General features: G+C 64.5%; 11 protein-coding genes. All 11 read left to right on the forward strand.

Features of this window, described 5'->3' with window-relative positions; translation table 11 throughout:
• Positions 1–374: 374 nt before the first annotated feature.
• Positions 375–1628 (forward strand): Coenzyme F420 hydrogenase/dehydrogenase, beta subunit C-terminal domain, encoded by a 1254-nt coding sequence (locus EK416_RS14200; protein WP_127078596.1) that lies wholly within the window; start codon positions 375–377, stop codon positions 1626–1628.
• Between the two features lie 299 nt (positions 1629–1927).
• Positions 1928–2635, forward strand: coding sequence for a cobalamin B12-binding domain-containing protein (locus EK416_RS14205; RefSeq protein WP_164730038.1), 708 nt, complete (start codon positions 1928–1930; stop codon positions 2633–2635).
• A 125-nt stretch (positions 2636–2760) separates the two neighbouring features.
• On the forward strand, positions 2761–3147 hold the full coding sequence (gene ftsL, locus EK416_RS14210; protein ID WP_127078600.1) for a cell division protein FtsL: 387 nt from the start codon (positions 2761–2763) through the stop codon (positions 3145–3147).
• Positions 3148–3151: 4 nt separating this feature from the next.
• On the forward strand, positions 3152–5035 hold the full coding sequence (locus EK416_RS14215) for a peptidoglycan D,D-transpeptidase FtsI family protein (protein WP_127078602.1): 1884 nt from the start codon (positions 3152–3154) through the stop codon (positions 5033–5035).
• A complete protein-coding gene (locus tag EK416_RS14220) occupies positions 4962–6422 on the forward strand; it encodes a UDP-N-acetylmuramoyl-L-alanyl-D-glutamate--2,6-diaminopimelate ligase (protein WP_127078604.1) in 1461 nt (486 codons plus the stop codon). Before EK416_RS14215 ends, EK416_RS14220 begins: the two co-directional genes overlap by 74 nt.
• On the forward strand, positions 6415–7848 hold the full coding sequence (locus EK416_RS14225) for a UDP-N-acetylmuramoylalanyl-D-glutamyl-2,6-diaminopimelate--D-alanyl-D-alanine ligase (RefSeq protein WP_127078606.1): 1434 nt from the start codon (positions 6415–6417) through the stop codon (positions 7846–7848). Before EK416_RS14220 ends, EK416_RS14225 begins: the two co-directional genes overlap by 8 nt.
• Positions 7849–8051: 203 nt before the next feature.
• Entirely contained in the window at positions 8052–9137 is a 1086-nt protein-coding gene (mraY, locus tag EK416_RS14230; protein WP_127078608.1) for a phospho-N-acetylmuramoyl-pentapeptide-transferase, read from the forward strand.
• Positions 9138–9142: 5 nt separating this feature from the next.
• Entirely contained in the window at positions 9143–10552 is a 1410-nt protein-coding gene (gene murD / locus EK416_RS14235) for a UDP-N-acetylmuramoyl-L-alanine--D-glutamate ligase (RefSeq protein WP_127078610.1), read from the forward strand.
• Positions 10549–11718, forward strand: a complete 1170-nt coding sequence (locus EK416_RS14240; RefSeq protein WP_127078612.1) for an FtsW/RodA/SpoVE family cell cycle protein — start codon at positions 10549–10551, stop codon at positions 11716–11718. Before murD ends, EK416_RS14240 begins: the two co-directional genes overlap by 4 nt.
• Positions 11715–12845, forward strand: a complete 1131-nt coding sequence (gene murG / locus EK416_RS14245; protein WP_127078614.1) for an undecaprenyldiphospho-muramoylpentapeptide beta-N-acetylglucosaminyltransferase — start codon at positions 11715–11717, stop codon at positions 12843–12845. The genes EK416_RS14240 and murG overlap by 4 nt, the downstream gene beginning before the upstream one ends.
• Positions 12846–12997: 152 nt before the next feature.
• Positions 12998–14431 carry a UDP-N-acetylmuramate--L-alanine ligase gene (gene murC / locus EK416_RS14250; protein WP_127078615.1) on the forward strand — a complete coding sequence of 478 codons (1434 nt, stop codon included), beginning with the start codon at positions 12998–13000 and terminating at the stop codon, positions 14429–14431.
• The last annotated feature ends 1 nt before the right edge of the window (position 14432 follow it).

A 14432-nucleotide genomic window follows, 5' to 3' on the forward strand; every position in this document is an offset into this window, starting at 1 on the left:
AATCGGTTGCCGAGGCCCTGCAATGGGCTGCGATTCTGACGCCGGTTTCGCTCTATTCCTCGATTTCATCGATACGTTTCGGGACATGTCGGTGCGATCTTCTCGTTGCGCTGCGCTGGCGTTCTCGCGGCGGGGATCTTTCGATCCGGGCATTTGCTCGCAAGCGTGCCGCTAACGAATGCAAATGTTGTCGGCCGACCTCAGGCGGGGACCGGTAATTCGGCGGGCAAAGGCTCCATAGCAAATATGCGCCACGTCTGCGGTGCAAGCTCGCAGTGCCGCGCGCCTAAACGCCATGCGGCGCAATTTCCCTCGACATCTCAAGGCAGGGCGATTATTCGTGACGCCCTCACCAGCATAAGCAGGCTTGATCGATGATAGAGGCCAAAACGCCAAGCGTCTGGTCGCCCGAAGTGGCCGAAGCGTTGCCGCGCGATCTCTGCACCGATTGCGGCGTCTCGCGCTCTTCCGATCCCCGCCGCTGCGGGCGCGCCTGCCAGTTCATCAAGCCCGACTATCCAAAGATGGAAGCGCATGTTCATGGCCGCGCGCGCAATCCGCTTCGCGAGGACGAGCGGTTTTTCGGCCCCTACAAGCGCATGGCCCGCGCCGCGATGAAGCGCCCGCGCGAGGGGGCGCAATGGACCGGCATCACCACCCGCATCGGCGAGCGCCTGCTCGAAAGCGGCGCGGTCGATGCGGTGCTGACCATGGTCGCGGACGACGCCGACCGCTGGCGTCCGAAGCCCGCGCTCATCACCCGCGCCGCCGACATGGCGAGGGCGCGCGGCATGCGCATGGGATACGCGCCGCTGCTCGCGCTGCTCGAACCGGCGCGAGAAGCGGGCCACAAACGCATCGCGGTCATCGGCGTGCCATGCCAGATCTACGCGCTGCGCGGGATCGAGCGCGACCTCGGCTTCGAGCGCGTCTATGCCATCGGCACGCCGTGTTCGGACAACACGACGACCGAGAATTTTCACAAATTCTTAAACCTGCTGTCCGATAAACCGGAAACAATTACCTATCTGGAATTTCGGGCTGATTACCATGTCGAACTGCGCTTCCAAAACGGCAAGGTGAAGGAAATTCCGTTCCTCATGCTGCCGATCTCGAAGCTTCCCGCCGATTTCTTCCCGCTGACCTGCCGGACGTGCGTCGATTACACGAATTCGCTCGCCGACATCACGGTCGGATACATGGCCGGGCAAGGCCAGCAATGGCTGATCGTGCGCAACGAGACGGGCGAAGAATTGCTGAGGCTTCTCGGCGACGAGGTTTCGCTTTCGGAGCCGGGCACGGCCGGCAAGCGCGAAGGCCCGGTGAAAGGCTTTCTCAAGAACACGGAACTTGCGGCGGGCGGGCTGCCGATGCGCAGCATGCCGAACTGGGCACGCCCGATAGCCGGCTGGCTGATGCCGAAGGTCGGCCCGCGCGGACTCGAATTCGCCCGCGCACGCGTCGAGATGAAAGCGGTCGAGACTGTGCTTCATCTTCGCGCAAAACTGCCGAAACGCATTCACAACATGGTGCCCGGGCATGTCTGGACGCTCGTCGAGCGTTACGGACTTACTCCAAGCTTGAGCGAGAGAGTCTCGTCGAGACGACATGGGACTGGCGATCTGTAAAATTGATGGCTAGACTTATTGTCGCAAATGACGTTTCTGTCTCGAAAAGCTTTCACGATCGTGTAATCACTAAAATGTGATTTCACCGTCACCAAAAACTGTCGGGTGGAGGGGAACGGTTCATGAGGAACGTAGAGCGAATTTCTGGTTCTGCTTTTTTTCCGTCTGGTAATCTCTCTGGTGCCTCACGTTCCACACCCCCCTCAGCTTCCATTTCCGATGCACAGGAACGCCAGAAGCGCCTGGCGTCCGTAATTGCCCAGGAAATCATTCCCCGGCTCATTCAGATCCATCATGAAGTGCTCAAGCCCTGTGCCTGCGAGCCCTTCGCGCCGACGCATGCGGAAATCGAGGAACTTGCGCTTCTCGTGCTCGGACCGGACATGCAGGCCGCGCACACCTACATGCAGCGCGTGAAGCGGCGTGGCCTCTCTCTCCATGTGCTCTTCACGGAACTTCTCGAACCTGCCGCGCGCCATCTCGGCCGCATGTGGGACGAAGACCGCTGCGACTTCCTCGATGTGACGCTCGGCGTCGCGCGTCTTCAGGAACTGCTCGCGGTGTTCAACGACACGCACAGCATCCCGGCCATGGGCGACATGCGCCGCGTCGTCACGCTTACGGCGCCCGGCGAGCAGCATCGCTTCGGCCTCGCGGTTGTCGAGAAGTTCATGCGCGCGGCGGGATGGCATGTCCGCTCCGAGGCGGGCGCGTCGCTCGAAACCGTCATCAAGGCCGTTCACGCGGAATGGTTCGCCGTCGCGGGCATTTCTCTCAGTTGCGACTCGCGTCTGGACGTCATCGAAGACACCATCAAGGCGATCCGCCAGCACTCCTGCAACCCCTCGATCACCATCATGGTCGGCGGTGCCGCGTTCAAGGACGCGCCGCATCACGCAAAGACCGTGGGCGCGGACGGCGCGGCTGACAGCGCGGCAACGGCGGTGCTTCTCGCGCAGAAGCTGCTGGACCAGTCGCTGACGCGCCGGGCCTACTCGGTCGCCTGACCTGCATCGCGCCCGTCCCAGGCTGGCCCGTCTCCCGTCCACGAAGCAGCTTGTTAACCTTCCTTGTACGAAAAATTTACGGCCCCCGTGCACTATCAGGCTACGCTCGCGCAGGGATCACCGTTATGCGTTCACTTTGTCTTCTCGCCTTCGGCTGCCTCGTAGGATTGTTCGCCTACACATACGACCTGAAGATCAAGACGCGCGCGCTCGAAACCGATGCGCGCGAACTTATTACCGCCCTTCAGGACGAAAGCGATTTTCTCGCGCTCATGCGCGCGGAGGTGAGCTATCTTTCGCGCCCGGAACGCATCGAGGAGATGGCGAAGAAGACGCTCAAGCTCGAACCGATCTCCTCGCAGCAGCTCGTGGCATGGAGCGCTGTCACCGGCACAGTTACCGGTGTAAGCGTGCAGCCGTCCTCCTCCTTCGCCACGCCGGTTCGCAAGGATGGTATCGCGGCGCTTATCGAAAAAACCTCGCTTCAGGCGGCGGTCTCGGGAGAGCGTTAAGCCCATGGTGACGCTGGCCTCGCTGTGCCGCAGGATTGGCGGCGCTGAAAGCGCGGAGCGTGCCGCGCAGAACGCGCGGCAGGCGCAACGGCTGCTGGCCGCGTGCTTCGCGGCTGGTTTTCTGGCGCTCTCCGTGCAGATAACGCGCTACGGCATGATGCCCAGCGAGATGCCTTCGCTGTCCTCGCAATCGGCGCCCGTCGCGCTCGCGAAAGGTCGCCCGGATATCGTCGACCGTAATGGCAGGCTGCTCGCGACCGACATCCGCGTTTACTGGCTGGTGGCGAACCCGAGCCAGATCGTGAACCCGGACGATGCCGCCGAAAAGATCGTCGCACTGTTCCCGGATCTCGACCAGGGCGCGCTCGCTCGCAAGTTCCGCGACAAGAACAGCCGCTTCGAATACGTCAAGCGCGGGCTGACGCCCAAGCAGGCAGAAGCCGCGCACGCGCTCGGCATCCCTGCGCTTTCACTCATGCCGACCGTGCAGCGCGTCTATCCCGCCGGAAACGTCGCCGCTCACATTCTCGGTATCACGAATGTCGATAACGAGGGGCGGAGCGGCGTTGAGTGGTACATCGACCAGAAGCTGGGCACGCAGCTGACCCCGACCTCGCTCGCCGAACGTCCCATTGTGAAGCTCTCGCTCGATCTTGGCGTGCAACATGCTCTGACCGACGAGCTATCAAAAGCCATGGAGCGTTACAATGCCCAGGCGGCCATGGGCATCGTGCTCGACGTACGAAATGGCGAGGTGGTTGCGTCGGCGTCGCTGCCCGACTTCGACCCGAACCGCCGCGAGCAGGCTGCCGGACAGAACCGGCAAAACCGCGTCGTGACCGATGTTTACGAACTCGGCTCGGTGTTCAAGTCCCTGACCATCGCGATGGCGCTCGATCAGGGCGTCGCGACCCGCTACGAGATTTTCGACGCGACGCCGTTCAAGCTCGGCCGCTTCACCATGCGCGACCCGCATGCAAGCCGCCGCACCTACTCGGTGGAGGACATTTTCATCCACTCGTCCAACACGGGCTCGGCACGCATCGCGCTGGCGGTCGGCGGAGAGAAGCAGCAGGCGTTCCTGAAGTCGCTCGGCCTGTTCGACAAGCTGGATACGGAGGCGGGATCGTCGCCGACGCCGGTTTTCCCGAAGATGTGGCGGCCCGTGAACGTGGCAACGGTGGCGTACGGCCATGGCATCGCTGTGCCGCCGCTCCTGTTTGCGTCCGCGATGGCTTCTCTCGTGAACGGCGGCGAACGGGTGAAGCCGACGTTCCTGATTTCGGAAAAGAACGCGAATGACGAGCCGCAGCGCGTGATATCGCCGGAGACGAGCGCCACGATGCGCGATCTCATGCGCGCCGTCGTGGAACGGGGCACGGGGCGCAAGGCTGCCGTTCAGGGTCTGGGTGTGGGAGGGAAGACGGGAACGGCGCTCAAGGTGAAAGAGGGGCGCTATTCCTCGGACGTTATCAACAGCTTCGTGGCGGCGGTTCCGATCGACCAGCCTCGATATCTCGTCATGATCACGATCGACGAGCCTCACGCGGAAGCGGGAAGCAGGAGCAACGAGTCGTCGCAAAATGCCGCTCCCACAGCCGGAGCCATCATAAAGCGCATCGCTCCCATGCTCGACATTCTGCCCACTCCCCGGTTTGACGAAGCGGCCGCGACCTCCTATGAACAGCCGGCGCCCTACGACGCGCGCCGCGCGCCATACCGGAAGAATCGTTATGAAACTGGCGGATCTGATCAAGGATATTCCGCTTACTCCCAGCCGCGGCAGCCTCCCGCATACGGATACCGTGACGAGCGTGGCGGCCCGCGGTCTGACGGCGGATACCAGTACAGCGGCGACCCTCGAGATTTCTGGTCTTACCGCCGATAGCCGCCAGGTCAGGCCGGGCACGCTGTTCGCGGCGCTTGCGGGGACGAAGGCGGACGGCATGGCTTACGCGAAGGCGGCGGAAGCAGCCGGCGCCGTGGCCGTGCTTGCGGGCGAGACGGCGAATGCCGAAGGGCTGTCCGTGCCGGTCCTTCGCGCCGCCGAGCCGAGACAGGCGCTCGCGCTTTTCGCCGCGCGCTTCTACCGCTTCCAGCCCGACACGATAGCCGCCGTCACCGGCACGAACGGCAAGACATCGGTCGCGGCGTTCCTTCGGCAGATATGGGCGACGGCGGGCCACGATGCAGCCAGCCTCGGCACCATCGGCATCATCACCAATGCGGGCGAGCGGCCCCTGTCGCATACGACGCCCGATCCTGTCGTCCTGCACAAGACGCTGGCGGATCTCGCGAACGAGGGCGTGACGCATCTCGCGCTCGAAGCATCGAGCCACGGCCTCGACCAGCACCGGCTGGACGGCGTGCGCTTCTCGGCTGGCGCATTCACGAATATCACCCGCGATCACCTCGATTATCACCCATCCTTCGAAGACTATTTCAACGCGAAGATGCGCCTCTTCCGCAACCTCCTGCCCCCCGGCGCGCCCGCAGTCATCGACGCGGACGGCGATCACGCGGACGACGTCGTGGGCGCGGCACGGGCGAGGAAGCTCGACGTGATGACCGTGGGCGAACACGGCGCGGCGCTTTGCCTGAAGGGCGTCGAGCGCGACGGTTTCCGCCAGCGGCTTTCGATCATCTATCGCGGGCGCCTCTTCACCGTGCTGCTGCCGCTGGCAGGCGCGTTTCAGGTGTCGAACGCGCTGGTGTCGGCGGGGCTCGCGCTCGGGCTCGGCAGTTCGCCGGGCGGCGTCTTCGAGGCGCTGGAAACGCTGCGCGGCGCCAAGGGGCGGCTCGACTATGTCGGCGAGACGGCCGAAGGCGCGCCGATATTCGTGGACTATGCCCATACGCCCGACGCGCTGGTGAAGGCCCTGGAAGCGCTCCGCCCTTACGTGACGGGGCGGCTGCACGTGGTGTTCGGCTGCGGCGGCGACCGCGACCGGGGCAAGCGCCCCGAGATGGGCCGCGCGGCGACCGCCAACGCCGATGTGGTTTATGTCACCGACGATAACCCGCGCAGCGAAGAACCTGCCGAGATCCGCGCTGCGATCATGGCCGCCGCACCGGGCGCGACCGAGATCGACGGACGCGCGGACGCCATCGCCACGGCCATCGGCAATCTTGAACGGGGCGACGTGCTGCTCGTCGCGGGCAAGGGCCACGAAACGGGGCAGATCGTCGGCGCAAAGGTCATTCCCTATTCCGATCACGAGGCGGTCGCCGCCGCGCTCGCGCATATCGGCGAACGGAGAGCAAGCCATGGCTGAGCAGACAGCCACCGAACCGCTTTGGACGGGCGCGGAGATCGCGCGCGCGCTCGACATAACGCCGCCCGCCGTCGACGTCGCCGTCTCGGGCATCAGCATCGACAGCCGCACCGTCGAACGCGGCGACCTGTTCGTCGCGATCAAGGGCGAACGCTCCGACGGGCATCGCTTCATCACTGCGGCCTTCGATAACGGCGCGGCGGGGGCGCTCGTCTCTCGCGACTACGCGCCGCAGGTGCCCTTGGCCCCCGACGAGCCGCTTTTCCGCGTGAACGACCCGTTCACGGCACTCGAAGAACTGGGCCGCGTCGCGCGCGCACGCACCGATGCGCGCATCGCAGCCGTGACCGGCAGCGTCGGCAAGACGACCACGAAGGAGATGCTGCGCGCGATGCTGGCCGAGAGCGGCCCCACGCATGCGTCGGTAAAATCCTACAACAATTTCATGGGGGTGCCGCTGTCGCTCGCACGCATGCCCGCATCCTCGCGCTTCGGCGTGTTCGAGATCGGCATGAACCACGCGGGCGAGATCGTGCCGCTTACGAAGCTCGTGCGACCGAACGTGGCCATCGTCACCTGGGTTGCGCCGGTCCACATCGAGTTTTTCGCATCCGAAGCCGAGATCGCGCGCGCGAAGGCCGAAATCTTCGAAGGCTTGGAGCAAGGCGGGGCGGCTATCCTGCCTGCCGACAATCCGCATTTTGAAAGCTTGGCGGCGTTCGCCCGCGAAAAGAGTATGCGCATCGTGCCGTTCGGGCAGAGCCCGAAAGCGGAAGCGCGCCTCGTGAGCTTCGAGCGCACGGAGGAAGGGTCCGTGGTCACGGCCGACATTTTCGATCAGCCCGTCACGTTCGCGCTCGCCGCACCCGGACGACACCTCGCGCAGAACGCCGTCGCGGCGCTCGCGGGCGTGTCGCTTCTGGGTGGAGATGTCGAAGCCGCGTCAGCCTCGCTTGCCCGCTTTGAAGTTCCCGAAGGGCGTGGCAGAAGCGCCAGTTTCGAGACGCCACAGGGCGCGCTGCTCGTCATCGATGAAAGCTACAACGCCAATCCGGCTTCGATGCGGGCCGCCCTCGACGTGCTGGGTCAGGTTTCGTCCACGCGCTACGGGCGGCGCATCGCCGTGCTCGGAGATATGTTGGAGCTGGGCCACGACGCGCCACAATTTCACGCCTCTCTTGCAAGCGCCGTTGACTCGAATGGCATCGATCTCGTTTTCTGCGCCGGTCCTTTGATGGCAAACCTGCATGAAAATCTGCCCGCGGGAAAGCGCGGCGGATGGGCCAGCGTGTCGGAGGATCTTCGCGAGGCGGTTCTCGATGCCGTGCGCGGAGGCGATGCCGTGATGATCAAGGGATCGCTTGGCAGCCGCATGGGACCGATCGCGGAAGCGCTCAGGACGCGTTTCGCATCCTTGAGCGGCTAGCCGGGCGGAGGTTCACACTTCGGCGGCGACATCGGATGCGGAGCCCGCCGAATGGACACGAAACACGGCGCCTGATCGCATGATCGCGCGGCGCCACGGATCGGCCCCGACCCGGATGGACCGGAGCGGCAAGAGCCGAGCGCAAAACTTGAAGCGGGACGACTCGCCGCGCTGGCGGGCACATTCCCAGGTTGGACATTTGCATGCTTTATCTGCTGGCCGAACTGAGCAACCAGGCGCCTGTCTTCAATCTGTTCCGGTACATCACCTTCCGGACGGCCGGCGCTGTCGTGACGGCGATGCTCATCGTGTTTCTCCTCGGGCCGTCGCTCATCAACTCGCTGCGCGTCAGGCAGGGCAAGGGCCAGCCGATCCGCGAGGACGGTCCCAAGTCGCATTTCTCGAAGAAGGGCACGCCGACCATGGGCGGGCTCATGATCCTGCTGGGGCTGTGCGTAGCAACGCTTTTGTGGGCAAATCCATATAATCCTTATGTGTGGATCGTGCTTGCCGTCACCCTGTCCTACGGCCTGATCGGCTTCTACGACGACTATCTGAAGGTGACGAAGCGCAATACGTCCGGGTTTTCCGGGCGATTTCGACTGTCGCTCGAACTCTTGATCGCAGCTGTCGCAACTTACGCGATCATGGTTGCCACCGCTCCATCGATCTCGACGAGCCTCACCGTGCCGTTCTTCAAGGACGTCGTCATCCAGCTTGGCCCGGTGCTGTTCGTGGTCCTCGGCGTCTTCGTGATCACGGGCGCGGGCAACGCGGTGAACCTGACCGATGGCCTCGATGGCCTCGCCATCGTGCCGGTGATGATCGCGGCGGCCACCTTCGGGCTTATCGCGTATCTCGTCGGCAACCGCATCTTTTCTGAATATCTGCAGATCCATTTCGTGCCGGGCGCGGGCGAACTCGCGGTCGTGTGCGGCGCGCTGCTCGGCGCGGGGCTCGGCTTCCTGTGGTTCAACGCGCCGCCGGCCATGATCTTCATGGGCGACACCGGATCGCTGGCGCTCGGCGGCCTCCTCGGCTCCATCGCGGTGGCCGTGAAGCATGAGATCGTGCTCGCCATCGTCGGCGGATTGTTCGTGCTCGAAACGGCGTCCGTGATCGTGCAGGTGCTCTCCTACAAGCTGACGGGCAAACGCGTCTTCCGAATGGCGCCGCTGCATCACCATTTCGAGCAGAAGGGCTGGGCCGAACCGACCGTCGTCGTGCGTTTCTGGATCATCGCCGTGATCCTCGCCCTTGTCGGGCTGGCCACGCTGAAGCTGAGGTAACGCACATGATCGAAGCGCACTCGTTCAAGGGCCGGAAGGTCGCCGTCTTCGGCATGGGGATGTCGGGGCTTGCGGCGGCGCGTTCGCTGATTGCGGGCGGCGCTGAGACCATTGTCTGGGACGACGGCGAGAAGGGGCGCGATGCGGCGAAGGCGGCCGGGCTGCCGGTGCAAGACCTGCGCGAGATCGACTGGCGCGCTTTCGACAGCCTCGTGCTTGCGCCGGGCGTGCCGCTCACGCATCCCGAGCCGCACTGGACGGTGAAGCTCGCTCAAGCGAACGGCATCGAGATCATCGGCGACACGGAGATCTTTTTCCGCGAGCGCAGGCGCGCTGGTGCGCACTGCCCGGTCATCGCCATCACCGGCACGAACGGGAAATCCACCACCACGGCGCTTTCGAACCACCTGCTCAATGCGGCGGGCCGCACGTCAGTTTGCGGCGGCAACATCGGCAAGGCGGTGCTCGACCTCCCGCCGTTCGTCGACGGCCAGCATTACGTGCTCGAACTGTCGAGCTTCCAGCTCGACCTGACGCCGAGCCTCGATCCGGACGCGGGCATTCTTCTCAACATCACGCCGGACCATATCGACCGCCACGGCAGCCTCGAAGGCTACGCCGCCGTGAAGGAGACGCTGTTCGCCAATATGACGGGCGGAGGGACTGCGGTGATCGGCGCGGACGACGCGCTGTGCGACGCCATCGCGGAGCGCGCGACGGCGCGCGGCGTGCGGACGCTTCGCATCTCGTCGACGAAGCCCGTCGCGACCGGCATTTACGGCGAAGGCTCCGGCCTGTTCGAGGTCACGGACGGGGCGCTTCAGAACCGCGCTTCGCTGTCCGGCATCGGTTCGCTGCGGGGCGCGCACAACGCGCAGAACGCCGCGGCCGCCCTCGCCGCGACGCGCAGCCTCGGCCTGCCGTGGGCCACGCTCGTCGAGGGGCTGAAGAGCTTTCCCGGTCTCGCCCACCGCATGCAGGAAATTCGCCGCATCGGCCATGTGCTGTTCGTCAACGACTCGAAGGCCACCAACGCGGATGCCGCCGAGCGCGCGCTGCTCTCCTTCACCAACATCTACTGGATCGCGGGCGGCAAGCCGAAGGCGGGCGGCATCGAACCGCTGACGCCGTTCTTCCCGCGCATCAAAAAGGCATATCTCATCGGCGTCGCGGCGGAGGAGTTCGCGCGGACCATAGGCGGGCGCGTGCCGGTGTCGATGGCGGGCACGCTCGACCGCGCGGTGGCGGAAGCCGCAGCCGACGCCGCAGCGCAAGACGGCGGCGAGGATGCGGTCGTGCTGCTGTCTCCCGCCTGCGCCTCCTACGACCAGTATCCCAACTTTGAAATTCGCGGCGATGCCTTCCGCGTGGCCGTCGAAGCCCTGTCCGCGCCCGCGAAGGAAAAGGCGGCATGAGCTTCAGCCGCGCGGAGCGCGCCGTCGTCACCGACTGGTGGATCACGGTCGATCGCACGCTCCTTGCGCTGATTTTGATCCTCGCCGTAGCGGGTCTTGCGGCCTCCTTCGCGGCGAGCCCATACATCGCGCAGAAACTCAAGCTCGAACCGTTCTATTTCGTGAAACGGCATACGCTCGGCATGATAGCCGCGCTCGCGACCGTGTTCATCGTCTCGCTGGCCAATCCACAGCAGGTCAAACGCCTCGCGCTGATCATGTTCGGGGTCGGGCTCTTGCTGATGGCGCTTGCACTGCTGCAAGGCATGGAGCGCAACGGCGCCGTGCGCTGGTTGAACCTCGGCGGCGTGCTGCTTCAGCCGTCCGAGTTCGCGAAGCCGGGTTTCGTGGTGCTCTCAGCCTGGCTTTTTTCTGAAAGCGTAAAACGGCAGGACATGCCAGCGCTCGAACTGGCCGGACTGACACTCGTGGCATTCGTCGCGCTGCTCGTGCTTCAGCCCGACATGGGGCAGACGATCATCGTCGCGGCGGTGTGGTGTGCGCTGTTCTTCCTGTCCGGCTATTCGCTCCGGTTCGCCCCAATCTTCCTCGGGCTCGCCGCCGTCGGCCTCATCGCCGCCTATTTCACGATGCCGCACTTCATGTCGCGCATCAACCGCTTCGCGGGCGGCGGGACCGAGTCGCTGCAAACGGTGCTGGCGATGAACGCCTTCCGCGACGCGGGCTGGCTCGGCCACGGGTTCGGCGAGGGCTTCGCAAAGGGCAGGCTGCCCGATGCACACAACGATTTCGTCTTCGCTGCCATCGCCGAGGAGATGGGCATCGCGGCCTGCCTTTTTCTGGTCGCGATTTATGCCTTCATCGTCTGGAAAGCCTTAACGGCCGCATTTCGCGAAAGCGATGTCTTCATCCGGCTCGCTGCGGCAGGTCTCGTGATGCTTTTCGGATTTCAGGCGCTGGTGAACATGGCTGTTAACCTCAACCTGATCCCTGCGAAGGGCGTCACGCTACCGTTTGTTTCCTATGGCCGCTCATCGCTCCTTGCGACGGCCGTGACATTGGGCATGATCGTTGCCCTGACGAGAAGATCGGTGTTCAAATACTCTGCCCAAGTGCTGCCCCCCTTGGGCGTCACGGTGACATCCGGAAGGGAGACGCGTTCATGAGCCGCGGTTCGATCATGCTGGCGGCCGGTGGAACCGGCGGCCACCTCTTTCCTGCGCAGGCGCTCGGCGAGGAACTCGCACGCCGGGGCTACGAGGTGGACCTCATCACCGATACGCGCGGAACCGTCTTCGGCGCAGAATTCCCGGCCCGCAAGGTTTACAAGGTCGCTGCCGCCACTTTCAAAGGCCATTCGCCCATTGAGGCAACGAAGACTCTCGGCGTGCTCGGCCACGGCTTCCAGGCATCGTATCGCATCATGGGCGAAGCGCAGCCGCGCGCGATCATCGGCTTCGGCGGCTATCCCACGCTCGCGCCCTTGCTCGCGGCCATGGGCCGCGGCATTCCCTCGGCGATCCACGAACAGAATTCCGTGATGGGGCAAGCGAACCGCTTTCTGGCGCCGATGGTGAAGGCCATCGCCTGTTCGTTCGAGAATACGAAATACCTCGAAGGGCGCCTGCTGCAAAAGGCGCGCGTCACCGGCTCGCCGCTGCGCCAGTCCGTGCTCGCGCTGAAGGCCATTCCCTACCGTCCGCCGTCGAGCCAGGCGCAGCTCAATCTCCTGATCGTCGGCGGCAGCCAGGGCGCGCGTCATTTCTCAGACATTTTGCCGCAGGCGTTGCAGCTTGTGCCCGATCAGATGCGCGACCGCCTATTCGTAATGCAGCAATGCCGCCAGGAAGACATCGATCGCGTGTTCGATACATATGAGGGATGCGGCATCGCCGCCGAACTTGCGACATTCTTTGAGGATCTCCCTAGCAAGATGTCAAACTCGCACCTCATCGTGGCGCGCAGCGGCGCGACGACCGTGGCCGAGCTGTGCGCACTTGGGCGGCCCGCGATCATGGTGCCGTTGCCTCACGCGAAGGATAACGACCAGCTCGAAAACGCCACCCGCATGGAAGCGGCTGGGGCAGGCTGGTGTTTCCCGCAGGCGACGCTTACGCCGGAAATTCTCGCGAGCACTGTCCGTCGTCTTTTCGAAGATCCGACTGCGCTCGTGCGGGCTGCAACCAGCGCGCATTCGCTGGCGAATTACAGAGCTGTGGAGAATCTCGCGGATCTGCTCGAAGAACTGGCGGAAAAGCAAGAATTTACTGCCGGCGCGGCAGCGACCGCTTAATATCCGCACCGTATCATCGTGGGGCTGAACATATCGGGGATCGGGATCGACTGGCTTTTCGGCAAGTCCACTTGGGGTGGAGCAGTCTATCCAATAAGATCCGGAGCATTGCGACGCGACGCGCTCCGGCCCGAGGGAAGAAAGGACATAAGATGATCGATCCGCTTTCCGGCGGCCGGATTCATATCATCGGCATCGGCGGCATCGGCATGAGCGCCATCGCCGAGATCATGCAAGAGCGCGGCATCCCCGTCCAGGGCAGCGATCAGAAAGAGGGCGCCAACACGCGGCGGATTGCTGCGCAGGGAATCAAGGTTTTCATCGGGCAGGATGCGGCCAATCTCGAAGGTGCGTCCGTCGTCTGCATTTCGTCCGCCGTCAAGGAAGGCAATCCCGAGCTTCGGGTCGCGCGCGAACGCGGGCTTCCCGTGTTCAGCCGCGCCGAGACGCTCGCCGCGCTGATGAAAGACTATCGCACGATCTGCGTGACGGGCTCCCACGGCAAGACCACGACCACGTCCATGATCGGCTGGATCATGGAGAAGGCCGGCCTCGACCCGACCGTGCTCGTCGGCGGCGTTCTGCGCTCCTGGGGCACGAATGCGCGCATCGGCGCGAGCCGCTGGATGGTGGTCGAAGCGGACGAATCCGACGCAACCTTCATCAGGCTGCCCACCGAAATCGGCGTCGCGACCAACATCGACCCGGAGCATCTCGACTATTATGGGTCCGTGGAAGCGCTGCATGAGGCATTCCGCACCTTCCTCCGGCAAATCCCGCAAAGCGGCGTGGCAGTTGCCGGCATCGACCATCCCGTGGTGCGCGAGCTGACCCAGGACCTCGCGGCGGCGGGCGAACTGCCGCCGCTGGCATCCTTCGGCCGTGCGCTCGATGCGCGTGTGAAGATCGACAATGTGGTGAGCCAGGGCGCTTCGGTCGTGTTCGACGTGGCTATCGCGGGCGAACCCGGCGAGCCGCCTCTTCGGCACGCGGGCGTGAAGCTTCAGGTGCCGGGCGCACACAACGCGCTGAACGCTGCGGCCGCGATCGCCGCATGCCTTCATGCAGGCCTTACCGCCGACCAGATTTTCGATGGCCTCGCGTCGTTCGAGGGCGTGGATCGCCGCTTCTCGCCGCGCGGCGAGTGGAACGGCGTCGCGATCTATGACGACTACGCGCACCATCCCGCCGAAATCGCCGCCGTGCTCAGCGCCGCGCGCGGGGCTGCCGGAGGCCGCGTCATCGCGGTGGTGCAGCCGCATCGTTATTCACGGCTGCAATCGCTTTTCGGCGAGTTCTGCTCCTGCTTCGCGGATGCGGATACGGTCGTCGTAACGCCTGTCTATTCTGCGGGCGAACAGCCCAACGGCATCGACCGCGATACGCTCGTCGACGGTTTGCGCCAGCAGGGTCACGCCCGCGTCTACCCGGTCGATGGCGAAGATACGCTCGTGTCGACGCTGGCGACGGTCGCCCAGCCCGGCGACCTCGTGCTGACGCTCGGCGCCGGCACGATCTCGGAATGGGCGCGCGCACTTCCCGAGAAGCTGAGCCATTATCCGGCCTTCGCTGGCGCGGCGGAGTAAG

It is taken from the genome of Rhodomicrobium lacus (assembly GCF_003992725.1).
Classification (GTDB): domain Bacteria; phylum Pseudomonadota; class Alphaproteobacteria; order Rhizobiales; family Rhodomicrobiaceae; genus Rhodomicrobium; species Rhodomicrobium lacus.